Source organism: Streptomyces longispororuber (genome assembly GCF_024448165.1).
Taxonomy (GTDB): Bacteria; Actinomycetota; Actinomycetes; order Streptomycetales; family Streptomycetaceae; genus Streptomyces; species Streptomyces longispororuber_A.
Genome location: NZ_JAMOLN010000263.1, coordinates 1 through 11,943 on the forward strand (window position 1 = coordinate 1; position 11,943 = coordinate 11,943).

Below are 11,943 nucleotides of genomic sequence, written 5' to 3' on the forward strand. Positions count from 1 at the left end.
CGCGGCCGTCCGCGTCGGTGATCGGCAGCACGTCCGCGTCCGAGGCCCGCACCAGGCGCGGCCCCTCGGGTCCGTACACGCCGCGCGGCTCGGGGAAGGCGACGAGCAGGCCGAGGTAGACCACGGCGGCGAGGGCCAGGCCGACCGGCAGGGAGATGTCGGTGCCGCCCGCGAGGTCGCCGAGCGGGCCGACGAACTGGCCGGGCAGGTTGGTGAACATCAGGGCGAGGACGGCCGAGACCAGCCAGGCCATCAGACCGCGCCAGTTCCAGCCGTGCGCGAACCAGTAACGCCCGCCCTGCTGGCGCCGGTTGAAGACCTGGAGCGCCTCCGCGTCGTACCAGCCGCGCCGGGTGACGTAGCCGAGCATCATGACGATCATCCACGGCGCGGTGCAGGTGATGATGAGCGTCGCGAACGTCGAGATGGACTGCGCCAGGTTCAGGGCGAAGCGGCCGATGAAGATGAACGCGATCGACAGCGAGCCGATGAAGAACGTCGCCTGGACGCGGCTGAAGCGGGTGAAGACGGAGGAGAAGTCGAGGCCCGTGCCGTACAGGGCGGTGGTGCCGGTGGCCATGCCGCCGATCAGGGCGAGCAGGCACAGCGGCAGGAAGTACCAGCCGGGCGAGATGGCGAGCAGCCCGCCCACGTAGTTCGGGGCGGCCGGGTCGAGGTACTTCTCCGCCTTCGTGGCGATCACGGACGCGGTCGTGAGGCCGAACAGGAACGGCAGCAGCGTCGCGATCTGGGAGAGGAACGCGGCGCCCATGACGCGGCGGCGCGGCGTGGCCGCCGGGATGTAGCGCGACCAGTCGCCGAGGAAGGCGCCGAAGGAGACCGGGTTGGAGAGCACGATCAGCGCGGAGCCGATGAAGGACGGCCAGAACATCGGCGTCGAGGTGGAGGCGAACGCGCCGGTGTAGCCGGCGTCGAAGTCGCCCGCGAACGCGAAGACGCCGAGCACGAACAGGGCCGAGGCGGCGACCACCGCGATCTTGTTCACGAACAGCATGAACTTGAAGCCGTACACGCACACGGTGAGCACGAGCGCCGCGAAGACCGCGTAGGCGGCGGCGTACGAGAAGTCCGACTCGGGCAGTCCGACCAGTCGGTGCGCGGCGCCGATCAGCGCGTCGCCGGAGGACCACACGGAGATCGAGAAGAACGCGACGGCGGTCAGCAGGGAGAGGAAGGAGCCGACGACGCGGCCGTGCACGCCGAGGTGCGCGGAGGAGGAGATCGCGTTGTTGGTGCCGTTGGCCGGGCCGAACAGCGAGAGCGGCGCGAGCAGCAGCGCGCCCGCGACCAGGCCGAGGACGGTCGCCGCGAGGCCCTGCCAGAAGGAGAGCCCGAACAGGATCGGGAACGCGCCGAGGACACAGGTCGCGAAGGTGTTGGCACCGCCGAAGGCGAGCCGGAACAGGTCGAGCGGGCGGGCCGTGCGGTCGGCGTCGGGGATGCGCTCGACGCCGGCGGTCTCGACCTCGGTGATGCCACCGGAGTGTGCGGAGTCGGTGCTCATGGCACGCACTCCCTTCGGGTCCGCCCGGAATCTGACCTTCCGGGGATGCGGCCCTCAGTTTGCGGAACGCGACGGGCACGGACAATTGGGCTTGCCACGAAGCATTACCGTATGTGTTGTGGCTGAAGACGAAAGCAAGGGGGAGAGTGGCGGCCGTCACGCCGTCACCGTCGAGGACCTGCTGACGTTCCCCGCCCTTCAGCTGAGCGTCCTCGCGGGCGCCGACGGCCTGCGCCGGTCCGTCTCCTGGGCCCATCCCAGCGAGCTGGAGGACCCCACGCCGTGGCTGCTCGGCGCCGAGATGATCATGACGACGGGTCTCGCGCTGCCACGCACCGCCGACGGGCAGCGGGCCTACCTGGAGCGGCTCGACGACGCCGGGGTCAGCGCGCTCGCCGTCTCCGCCCAGCTGCACATGCCGCCCCTGCACCCGGCCTTCCGCGCCGCGGCCGAGGAGCGCGCCTTCCCGGTCCTGGAGGTGCCGCTGTCGGTGCCCTTCGTCGCGGTCTCCCAGGCGGTGTCCGCGGCGGTCGCGGACGACGCGGGGCAGCGGGTGGGCGCGCAGCTCCAGGTGTTCGGGGCGCTGCGCTGGCTGGCCGCGGAGGACCTGGACACCCGCGGCCTGTTCCAGCGCCTGGAGCGGCTCTCCGGCTACGACGTGTACCTCAGCGCGCCGCGCGGCGGGCCGCTGCTGCCCGGGGTGCCGCCCGCCCCCGACCCGGCCGTCCTGCCGGACCGTGCCGAGGACGCCCCGCCGACCGTGCCCGGCGGCTTCGTGCTGCCGGTGCCGGGTCCCGGCGGGCCCGCCGGGTTCCTCGTCGCGTACGAGCGGCAGGGCGCGCGGCCCGCCGGGCTCTCGGTGGCCCAGCACATCGCCACCGTCGCGGCCCTGCGGCTCGCGATGGTCCGCAGCGAGCGGGAGACGGCACGCCGCGAGGGCGCGGAGACGCTCGCCGAGATCCTCCAGGAGGACCTGGACCAGGACGTGGTGCGGCGCCGGCTGCTGCGGCACGGCATCGACGGCGACTGCGTGCTGCTTCGGGTGCGCGGCGCCACCGACGACGAGCTCCTGGCCGCGCTGGCCGGCCACCCCCATCTGCTGCTGCACCGCGGCGGCGACCACCACGTGCTGGGCGCGCCCGGCCTGGGCGACACCGCGGCGGCGCTGCCCGGCGTCTCGGTCGGCCGCAGCCGGCTCTTCCCCGCGGGGGCCGTGCTGCGGGTCGCCCAGCGGGAGGCGGCCTGGGCGCTGACCAAGGCGGTCGAGTCGGGGCGCACCCTGGTCACGTACGGGGACGGCGATCCGGGGCGCTGGCTGCCGCGCGACCCGGCGGTGCTCACGGCGCTGGTCGAGCACGTCCTCGGGGCGGTGATCGCGTACGACGCGGCGCACGACTCCCGGCTGCTCGCCTCGGCGCGTACGTGGCTGGAGCGCGACCGGCGCACCGATGCCGCCGCCGCGGCGCTGCACATCCACCCGAACACGCTCGCCTACCGGCTGCGCCGCTTCTCCGAGATCAGCGGCCGTGATCTGACGGCGACCGGGGTGCTGGCCGAGGTGTGGCTGGCGATCCAGGCGGCGCAGGCGCTCGGCTTCACCGAGTAGCGACGGTGGGCGCGGGCTCAGCGCCCGAGCACCACAGTGCCCGCCGAGCAGAACCAGCCGCCGGTCCCCGACGCCACGGCGAGGGCGGGCGGGGACCCGTCCGGGCGGTGCACCTGGTGGTCACCGGCCTCGCCGCGCAGCTGTCTGGCCGCCTCCACGAGCAGGAACAGGCCGCGCATCCCGGGGTGCTGGGCCGACAGGCCGCCCCCGTCGGTGTTGGTCGGCAGTTCCCCGTCGCGCAGCAGCCGTCCCTTCTCGACGAACGCCCCGCCCTCGCCCTTGGCGCAGAAGCCGAGGTCCTCCAGGGTCACCAGCGTCATGTACGTGAAGGCGTCGTAGATCTCCGCGACGTCGATCTCGGCCGGGGTGACGCCGGCCCGTTCGAAGGCGAGCCGGCCGCTGACCGCCGCGGGGGAGACGGTGAAGTCGTCCCACTCGGACATGGTGGTGTGGGAGACGTGCTCGCCCGAACCCAGCACCCAGACGGGGGACTTGGCGCAGTCGGGCAGCAGGTCGTCGGCGACCAGCAGGACGGCGGCGCCGCCGTCGGAGCGTATGCAGCAGTGCAGTTTGGTGAAGGGGTCCGCGATCATCGGTCCGGACAGGACGTCCTCGACGGTGACCGGGTCGCGGAACATCGCGTCGGGGTTGCGGGACGCGTTCTCCCTGGCCTGGACGGCGACCTGGGCCAGCTGTTCCAGGGTGGTGCCGTACTCGTGCATGTGGCGGCGGGCGGCCATGGCGTACTTGGCGACGAGCGTGTGGCCGTACGGGACCTCGAACTGGAGGGGGCCGCGGGCGCCGAAGGAGAGGTTCGACGTGCGGCGCTTCGCCTTGATGTCGGCGCGGGCCGTCGAGCCGTAGACCAGGAGGACCGCGCGGGCGTGACCGGCGGCGATGGCGTCCGCCGCGTGGGCGGCCATCACCTCCCAGGTGGAGCCGCCGACCGAGGTGGAGTCCACCCAGCGGGGTTTGAGCCCCAGGTACTCGGCGACCTCGACCGGGGCGAGGGTGCCCAGGCCCGCGCTCGCGAACCCGTCGACGACGCCGGGGGTGAGGCCCGCGTCGGCGAGGGCGCGGCGGGCGGCCTGGGCGTGCAGGGCGTAGGGGGTGGCGTCGTCCACCCGGCCGCAGTCGGAGAGCGCGATGCCGGCGATGGCGACCTTGGGGCGTGAACCACTGCTGCCAGTCATGGATCTGACGGTACATCAGATAATGGGCGGGGCGCAGTGTCGCGCGGGCCTTCCCGCTGGTCCCCGCGCGCCCTAATATGACGCCCCGTCAGAAAGGGGACCGCATGGACGCCAGGTTCACCGAGGAGCAGCAAGAGATCCGTCGCACCCTGCGCGAACTCGCCACCAAACGCTGCACCCCGGACGACGTGAAGGCCGCCACCCGCACCCCGGCCGGCCACGACCCCGCCCTGTGGGGCACGCTCAGCGGTGAGCTGGGCCTGCCCGGCCTCGCCCTGTCCGAGGAGTACGGCGGCATCGGTGCCACCGTGACCGAACTCGCCCTTGCCGTGGAGGAATTGGGGCGCACCCTCGCCCCCACCCCGCTGCTCGCCACCAGCGGGCTCGCCGCCCCGCTGATCCGCGCCCTCGGGACGGACGGGCAGCGCGCTGCGCTGCTGCCGCGGATCGCCGACGGCACCCTCACCGCGACCCTCGCCGTACCGGGCACCGGCCTGGCCACCGCCCTCGGCCTCGTCGCCGACAACGCGGGCGACTGGGCCGGCGGCGGGCGCGCGGGCGGCGTGCAAGCCCGCCGGGGCGAGGGCGGCTGGCGGCTGTACGGGCAGGCCGAGCAGGTGCTCGACGGACACAGCGCGGGACTGCTCCTGGTCGCCGCCCACACCGGCGGCTTCGCCCGCTCCCGGACCCTCCTGTTCCTCGTGCGGGACGACGCCGCCGGACTGGTGCGGACCCGGCAGACCTCCCTCGACGAGACCCGCCCGCAGGCCCGCGTCGAACTGCGGGACGTGGCGGCCGAGTTGCTCGGGGACGAGGAGCGGGACGTGCCCGCCGCGCTCGCCGCCACCGGCGACACCGCCGCCACGCTGCTCGCCGCCGAGGCCGTCGGCGCCGCCGACCGGGCCCTGGAACGCACCGTCGAGTACGTCAAGGAGCGCGAGCAGTTCGGCCGGCCCATCGGCTCCTTCCAGGCGGTCAAGCACCGGCTCGCCGACGTGTACGTCCAGGTGCAGGCGGCCCGCTCGGCGGCCTACTACGCGGCCTGGGCGGCGGGCGACGGAGCGCGGGAGCGGGTCGGCGGGCTCGCGCTCGCCCAGGCCGTCGAGGCGCTGCGCACCGCCGCCGCCGAGGCCGTGCAGCTGCACGGCGGCATCGGCTTCACCTGGGAGCACGACGCGCACCTGTACCTGAAGCGGGCCACCGGCGACGAGCTGCTCTTCGGGCCCGTCCACCTGCTGCGGGCCCGCGCCGCACAGGCCGCCGACCTGTTCGCGGCCGGCGCCGGGGCGGCGGTCTGATGGCGCCGCCCGGGATCAGACTCGTCCAGAAGGTGTCGTCGACCAGGACCTTCGCCCGGGTCGCGCCGCACGTCATCCCGGCGCTCGACCGCGCCGTGCACCGGCTCACCCGGGGAAAGGTGCTGCTCAGCGCCCAGATGCTGCCGGGCGTCGTGCTCAGCGTGCGCGGTGCGAGGAGCGGCACGCTGCGGCGCACCCCGCTCGCCTGCATGCCGGAGGACGAGCGCGGCACCTGGCTGCTCGTCGGGTCGAACTTCGGGCGCCCGGGACACCCCGCGTGGACGGCGAACCTGCTCGCGCACCCGGACGCCGAGATCAGCTGGCGCGGCGAGGACGTTCCGGTGACCGCCCGGCTGCTCAACTCCGGCGAACGGGAGGAGGCTTGGGCCGCCGCACTGAAGTTCTGGCCGCCGTACGCCGCCTACCAGGAGCGGATCGACCGGGAGATCCGGCTGTTCCGTCTGGAGCGGCGCACCTAACTGCAACGGCGGCGGCTCACGCTGATCACGCGAACCGCCGCCGTACGACAGGATCAGATGAAGGGGGAAGGCCGGGAAGGCGCTACTTCGTCGGCTTCTTCCCGGTCACCCCGAGATGGACCAACAGCGCCAGATTCGGCTTGAGTTCGGCCTGCTTGACGCCCCAGGTCTGGAAGCCGCGCTGGTGCGAGGCGACCGCCGCGAGCATGGCGACCAGGGAACCGGCCACCGCCGCCGGGCTCACGTCCTTGTCGACCTTGCCCTTGTCCTGGAGCTCCTTGACCGCGTCCGCAAGGGAGTTGTTCACCGAGTTCAGGATCTTCATGCGGATCTTGTAGAACCGCTTGTCGCCCTCGGCCGCGCCGAGGTCGACGACGCGCAGGATCGCGTCGTTCCTGCGCCAGAACTCCAGGAAGCCGTCCACGAGTTCCTGTGCGGTGGTCCAGCCGGCCTTGCCGACCCAGGAGCGGTCGGCGACCAGCTCGGTCAACCCCGCGCCCTCGGTGGCCATTTGCTCGGCGATCTCCAGGACGGCGCCCTCGACGTCCGGGAAGTACTGGTAGAAGGTCGCGGGCGAAGTGCCCGCCTTCCGGGCGACATCAATGACTTTGACGTCCCGGTAGGGCGAGGAGCTGAGCATCTCGCCGAGGCAGTCGAGCAGCTTCTGACGTGTTGCCTGACCACGCCGTCCGGCCACACGGCCGTCGACGGTACGTACTTGTCCTGTCATGCCGTCAGCTTACCGAGGGGTGATCGGAGCGCGATCTGACCGACTGCAAATGGGGTTGGGCCCGGTGACCTCCGGTCAAATGACGCGCCGTGAGGGACGGGAATTGGCCAGACGTTCGAATCTCAACCTCCGGCGCCCCGCAGCCGTGGCTAGCGTGAGGCATATGCGCCCCGTTCCCCGCAGCTTCCCCGAAGGCACCCCGTGCTGGGCCGACGCGGCGCTGCCCGACGTCGAGGCGGGCAAGCGGTTCTACGGAGACCTCTTCGGGTGGACCTTCGACGAGGGCGCGGGCGCCGAGCGCGGCTACTACACGGCGGCGTACAGCGCGGACCGCGGCGTCGCGGCCCTGGCCCCCGGCCGGGCCGCCTGGACCGTGCACGTGGCGGTCCAGGACACCTACGCCGCCGCCGAGCGGACCCTCGCCGCGGGCGGCCGCATCCTGGCCGCGCCCGTCTCGGACGGCACCGTGGCCACCGTCGCCCGCGCCGCCGGGCCCGAGGGCGCCCCGTTCGGGCTCTGGCAGCCCGGCAGCCACCAGGGCTTCGAGCGGACCGGCGCCCCCGGCACCCTGTGCCACGTCGAGCTGCGCACCCCGGTCCCCGCCGCGAGCGACCCCTTCTACGAGGGTGTCTTCGGCTACCTGACCGACGAGCGGGCCCCCGGGGTCCGCGACTGGCACCCCCGCACCCCGCCGGAGCCCGGCGCCCCCGGCCTGGCCCGGCTGTACGCGCCCGGCGAGGCCCCCCGCTTCCTGCTGCACTTCGGCGCCGCCGGCGTGGCCGCGGGCTGCTGGGACGCGACCCGGCTCGGCGCACGCGTCCTGGTGGCGCCGCACGACACCCCGTACGGACGAAGCGCCGTCCTCGTCGACGACCAGGGCGCGGAGTTCGCCCTGTGGGAGCCGTTCGGCGGCTGAGAGCGCCTGAGACACCCCGAAATGCACCCGGGTTCGCAACCGGGGCCCCGGACAGGAAGAATCGGGGTGCGTGCCGCCGTAGCGCTTCGGTGGTGAGACGCTGGCGGGGGCCGTGAGTACGGTGGCCCCGTACGGGGAGGTGGCAGGCGAAGTGGTGGATCAGCTGACGCAGCACGATCCGAGGCGGATCGGTCCGTTCGAGGTGCTGGGACGGCTCGGTGCTGGCGGCATGGGTCTGGTCTATCTGGCGCGCTCGGCGTCCGGCCGACGCGTGGCGATCAAGACGGTGCGCACGGAACTGGCCGAGGACCAGCTGTTCCGGGTGCGGTTCACGCGCGAGGTCGAGGCGGCCAGGGCGGTGTCCGGCTTCTACACGGCCGCCGTCGTCGACGCCGACCCGCGCGCCGCCGTCCCGTGGCTCGCCACCGCGTACGTCCCCGCGCCCTCCCTCGAAGAAATAGTGAATGAGTGCGGGCCGCTGCCGGCCCCCGCCGTCCGCTGGCTCGCGGCGGGCGTGGCCGAGGCGCTGCAGTCGATCCACGGCGCGGGCCTGGTCCACCGCGACCTCAAGCCGTCGAACGTGCTGGTCGTCGAGGACGGCCCCCGCGTCATCGACTTCGGTATCGCGTCCGGCGTCTCCAACACCCGGCTGACCATGACGAACGTGGCCGTGGGTACACCCGCGTACATGTCGCCCGAGCAGGCGAAGGACTCCCGCAGTGTCACCGGCGCCAGCGACGTCTTCTCGCTCGGCTCCACGCTGGTCTTCGCGGCGACCGGACACGCGCCGTTCCACGGGGCGAACCCGGTCGAGACCGTGTTCATGCTGCTGCGCGAGGGCCCCGACCTGGAGGGGCTGCCGGACGAGCTCCGTCCGCTCATCGAGACCTGTATGCACATGGAGGCGGCGATGCGGCCCTCGCCCGCCGACCTCCAGGCCCAGCTCGCCCCGCACCTCTTCGGCCCCGGCAGCGACGACAGCGGTACGGCGTCCGCCTGGCTGCCCGAGCGGTCCGTCGCGCTGATCGAGTCCCGCCGCGGCAGCCGCACCACGGTCAAGCCGCAGAGCCGCACCCCCGGCCACGAGGCGCGGATGCCCGCGATGCCGCCGCAGCCGCCGGGCCCCGTGTCCACGGAGGGCTGGCGCGGCTCGCCCGCCGCGTCGCCGGTGGCCGCCCCGGCCGCCCGCAGCGTCGCCGACGGGCCCGTCCACCTGGCCGGCGCGCGCGTGCCGATCGGTCCGGGCCCCCGGGTCGCCGACGCCCGCGCCGCCGCCGTGAAGGCGCCGCCCGCGGAGTCCGGCCTCGCCGCGTCCTGGTCCCGTTCCAAGCCGTCCGTGAACGGGACGGGTCAGGACGGCGGCCCGGCCTCCGCCGTCGTCCCCAGCCCCGCCGCCGCGGAGACGTCGTCCTGGCGGCCCTGGCGGTTCCGCATGTCGAACGACGTGTGGGGCACGCCCAAGGTGGCCGCCGACCTCGTCTACGTCACGTCCTTCGAGGTGCACGCCCTGGACGTGAGCACCGGCCGGCGCCGCTTCAAGACCCGCGACGTCGCCTGGGCCATGGCCGTCGCCGACGGCCGCATCCACGCCTCCGACGGGCCGACCCTGTGGGCGCTCGACGCCCGCGAGGGCGGCGACCTGTGGCGGGTCGCCACCGACGCGTGGGTGTACTCCCTCGCCGCCGACCGCGGCACCGTCGTCACCGGCACCCGCGGCGGCGGCGTCCAGGCCCGCGAGGCTGTCAACGGCGACCCGCTCTGGGAGATCACCGGCTGCCAGACCGACTTCGAGGCGCCCGAGGCGGGCCCCGTCGTGCACGACGGCACGGTCTTCGTCTGGCAGGACGCCCGGCTGCGCGCCCTGGAGGCCCGCACCGGCGAGGAGCGCTGGTCGTACCCGGTCGGCGACGCCGCGTCCTGCGGCGGGGTGCCGGTCCGGCTCACCCCCGCCGACGACGGCTACGTGTACGTCGCCGCCGGCACCCGGGTCCTCGCCATCGAGGTCGGCTCGGGGCGCGTGCGGTGGCACTTCGAGGCGCCGGCCGTCTTCCTCTGCCCGCCCGCGTACGCGCCGGGACCGGCGGTGACGGGCGGCGGCATCTACCTCGCCGACCACCACGGCACCGTGTACGCGCTCGACGCGACGGACGGCCGCGACCGCTGGCGGATCGCGACCGAGCCGCGGCCCTCGTCCATCGACCCGGTGCTCGTCTCGCACGGGCACGTCCACGTGGGCAGCGGCCAGGGGCTCTACACGCTGGACGCGGTGACCGGGACGCCGAAGTGGCGGTTCCAGGCGGGCGGCGAGATCGTCGGCTCGCCCGTCGTCGCCGACGGCCGGATCCACTTCGGGTCGACCGACCACCTGCTGTACACGCTGAAGGCGGACGACGGGCGGCTGCGCTGGAAGCTGGCCACCGGCGGCGAGATCACGGGGACCCCGGTCGTGACGGACGGGGTCGTGTACGCGTGCAGCAAGGACCGGTGCGTGTACGCGCTGGACGCGGAGAAGGGGACCGGGACCAGTCGGTAGCGCCGGGTGCGCGGCATCTGACGGACGCCCCGGATCAGGGAGCCGCGTGCCGGGTAGGGTGCCCGGCGTGATGAAACGGGGAATGAAACTCACGGCGGTGGCGACCCTGGTCGTCCTCGCGCTGACCGGCTTCTCCACGGGGCGCGGGCACGGGCGGGGGCACAGCAGTGGCGGCGGGGGCGGGTGCAGCAGCTCGTCGCAGAACCACGGCGGATCGTCGTCCAACTCGTCGACGTCGGGCGGCAGTTCCGGCTACGGCTCGGGGTCGGGGTCCACGTACGACGACGGGGACGACACGACCGGCGGCAGCAGTGGCGGTACCACCGACCGGCGGCCCCGCCACCGGTCCACGCCGACGTCGTCGGCGAGCGGCAGCAGCACCGACGACCTGGTGGACGCCACGGTCAGGCTCGTGAAGTGCGCGAGCGCGCGGGCGCCGTACGCGACGGTCGAGATCAGCAACCCGAACCGGAGCACCGCCCGGTTCTACGTGTCGGTCGAGTTCCAGGACGCGAGCGACGTGCGGGTGACCTCCGCGCTCGACACGGTCAAGGTGAAGGGCCGGGGCACGACCACGGCCCGGCTGAAGGTCGGCGGCGAGGGGCTCGTCTCCGAGGTCGACCACTGCGAGGTCGACCCGGCCGGGACGGTCGTCCGCTAGCGGACCCGGAAGTCCTTCCCTGTACGGGAGTTGAAGAGCTCGGCCTGCCGTTCCGGCGGCAGGTTGCCGAGGGCGATCAGGTGCGGGGCCTGGGCGAAGGCCTGGGCGCGGCCCGCCTCCGTGGCCGCCCACACCGCCCGCACCGTGCCCTGCACGGCCTCCGTCGGGTGGCCCGCGATGACCGTCGCGCAGCGGGTCGCCGCCGCCAACGCGCCGCCGGGCGGCGTGACTTCGCTGACCAGGCCCGTCTCGTGGGCGCGTCGCGCGGAGAGCCGTTCGGCGGTGCCCATGAGCGCGAGCCTGGCGACCTCGCCCGGGGGCATGCGCTGGGCGAGGTACATCGCCTCGTACGCGTTGACCATGCCGTACGTGGTGTGCGGGTCGAAGAACGTCGCCGTCTCGTCCGCGATCACGAACTCAGCCTCGCCCAGCAGGTAGAACGCGCCGCCGCACGCCATGCCGTTGACGGCGGCGACGACCGGTTTCCACAGGTCGTTCGCCTTCGGGCCGACCGTGAGCAGCGGATCGTCCATGGAGTAGGGGGAGTTCGGCTGGGGCGCGTCGGTGTCGCGGTCGATGCCCGTGCAGAAGGCGCGGTCGCCGGAGCCGGTGAGGACGACGGCCCGTACGTCGTCGTCGAAGCGGAAGTCCCGCCATGCGGCGCGGAGTTCGTCGGCCGTGGCCCGGTCGATGGCGTTGTGGCGGTGGGGGCGGTCGAGGGTGACGGTGGCGACACCGGTCTCCTTGTCCGTCTCGGTGCGCAGGGTCATGGGCGCTCCAGGACCCAGCGGGGGATGGTCGTGCCGTCGACGTCGGTGAACACGGCCTGGACCCGGGCGCCGATGCGGATGCGGTCGGGGGCGACGGAGTCGAGGGGGGCGTCGGCGGAGGTGACCAGGTTGCCGACGAGGCGGATGCGGGGCGCGTCCGCCAGTTCGACGATGATCGCGTTGTACGGGGCCTGGGCGGCGTAGGCGGGGAGGAGGGGCGGATGCGGGACGA

The 11,943-nt window shown here is 73.8% G+C and carries 11 protein-coding genes; 6 read left to right on the forward strand and 5 right to left on the reverse strand.

Annotated elements, in window-relative coordinates; all coding sequences use genetic code 11:
- A partial coding sequence (locus M4J07_RS42510) for a purine-cytosine permease family protein (protein WP_255981631.1) occupies positions 1-1,525 on the reverse strand: 1,525 nt, incomplete at its 3' end.
- Between the two features lie 118 nt (positions 1,526-1,643).
- Between M4J07_RS42510 and M4J07_RS42515 the strand changes: the two genes are divergently transcribed.
- Complete coding sequence (locus tag M4J07_RS42515) at positions 1,644-3,131, forward strand: PucR family transcriptional regulator (RefSeq protein WP_255981633.1); 1,488 nt, start codon at positions 1,644-1,646, stop codon at positions 3,129-3,131.
- Positions 3,132-3,148: 17 nt separating this feature from the next.
- On the opposite strand, the gene M4J07_RS42520 is transcribed toward M4J07_RS42515, so the two are convergent.
- Positions 3,149-4,324: a thiolase C-terminal domain-containing protein gene (locus tag M4J07_RS42520; protein ID WP_255981635.1), complete on the reverse strand. Its 1,176-nt coding sequence runs from the start codon at positions 4,322-4,324 to the stop codon at positions 3,149-3,151.
- Positions 4,325-4,428: 104 nt separating this feature from the next.
- Here M4J07_RS42520 and M4J07_RS42525 point away from each other — a divergent pair, with 104 nt between their 5' ends.
- Complete coding sequence (locus M4J07_RS42525; protein WP_255981637.1) at positions 4,429-5,622, forward strand: acyl-CoA dehydrogenase family protein; 1,194 nt, start codon at positions 4,429-4,431, stop codon at positions 5,620-5,622.
- Positions 5,622-6,101: a nitroreductase family deazaflavin-dependent oxidoreductase gene (locus M4J07_RS42530; RefSeq protein ID WP_255981639.1), complete on the forward strand. Its 480-nt coding sequence runs from the start codon at positions 5,622-5,624 to the stop codon at positions 6,099-6,101. The genes M4J07_RS42525 and M4J07_RS42530 overlap by 1 nt, the downstream gene beginning before the upstream one ends.
- Positions 6,102-6,183: 82 nt before the next feature.
- Here M4J07_RS42530 and M4J07_RS42535 read toward each other — a convergent pair whose 3' ends face one another.
- Complete coding sequence (locus tag M4J07_RS42535; RefSeq protein ID WP_255981641.1) at positions 6,184-6,831, reverse strand: TetR family transcriptional regulator; 648 nt, start codon at positions 6,829-6,831, stop codon at positions 6,184-6,186.
- A 163-nt stretch (positions 6,832-6,994) separates the two neighbouring features.
- On the opposite strand from M4J07_RS42535, the gene M4J07_RS48065 reads away from it, so the two are divergent.
- The 3 genes from M4J07_RS48065 (at position 6,995) to M4J07_RS42555 (ending at position 10,941) form a co-directional block, all read left to right on the forward strand.
- Positions 6,995-7,747, forward strand: a complete 753-nt coding sequence (locus M4J07_RS48065) for a VOC family protein (RefSeq protein ID WP_305128899.1) — start codon at positions 6,995-6,997, stop codon at positions 7,745-7,747.
- Positions 7,748-7,898: 151 nt separating this feature from the next.
- Positions 7,899-10,280, forward strand: a complete 2,382-nt coding sequence (locus M4J07_RS42550; protein ID WP_255981644.1) for an outer membrane protein assembly factor BamB family protein — start codon at positions 7,899-7,901, stop codon at positions 10,278-10,280.
- Between the two features lie 82 nt (positions 10,281-10,362).
- Positions 10,363-10,941: a hypothetical protein gene (locus tag M4J07_RS42555; RefSeq protein ID WP_255981647.1), complete on the forward strand. Its 579-nt coding sequence runs from the start codon at positions 10,363-10,365 to the stop codon at positions 10,939-10,941.
- On the opposite strand, the gene M4J07_RS42560 is transcribed toward M4J07_RS42555, so the two are convergent.
- Positions 10,938-11,711, reverse strand: coding sequence for an enoyl-CoA hydratase/isomerase family protein (locus tag M4J07_RS42560; protein WP_255981650.1), 774 nt, complete (start codon positions 11,709-11,711; stop codon positions 10,938-10,940). The two genes, M4J07_RS42555 and M4J07_RS42560, sit on opposite strands and share 4 nt — an antisense overlap.
- Positions 11,708-11,943, reverse strand: a 236-nt coding sequence (locus tag M4J07_RS42565) for an OB-fold domain-containing protein (protein WP_255981653.1), incomplete at its 5' end; no start/stop codon positions are given. The genes M4J07_RS42560 and M4J07_RS42565, both read right to left, overlap by 4 nt.

What these genes read in the sequence shown, in the direction of transcription:
- M4J07_RS42520 (WP_255981635.1), bottom strand. Translation starts at nt 4,324, where the DNA reads ATGACTGGCAGCAGTGGTTCACGCCCCAAGGTCGCCATCGCCGGCATC.
- M4J07_RS42525 (WP_255981637.1), top strand. Translation starts at nt 4,429, where the DNA reads ATGGACGCCAGGTTCACCGAGGAGCAGCAAGAGATCCGTCGCACCCTG.
- M4J07_RS42530 (WP_255981639.1), top strand. Translation starts at nt 5,622, where the DNA reads ATGGCGCCGCCCGGGATCAGACTCGTCCAGAAGGTGTCGTCGACCAGG.
- M4J07_RS42535 (WP_255981641.1), bottom strand. Translation starts at nt 6,831, where the DNA reads ATGACAGGACAAGTACGTACCGTCGACGGCCGTGTGGCCGGACGGCGT.
- M4J07_RS48065 (WP_305128899.1), top strand. Translation starts at nt 6,995, where the DNA reads ATGCGCCCCGTTCCCCGCAGCTTCCCCGAAGGCACCCCGTGCTGGGCC.
- M4J07_RS42555 (WP_255981647.1), top strand. Translation starts at nt 10,363, where the DNA reads ATGAAACTCACGGCGGTGGCGACCCTGGTCGTCCTCGCGCTGACCGGC.
- M4J07_RS42560 (WP_255981650.1), bottom strand. Translation starts at nt 11,711, where the DNA reads ATGACCCTGCGCACCGAGACGGACAAGGAGACCGGTGTCGCCACCGTC.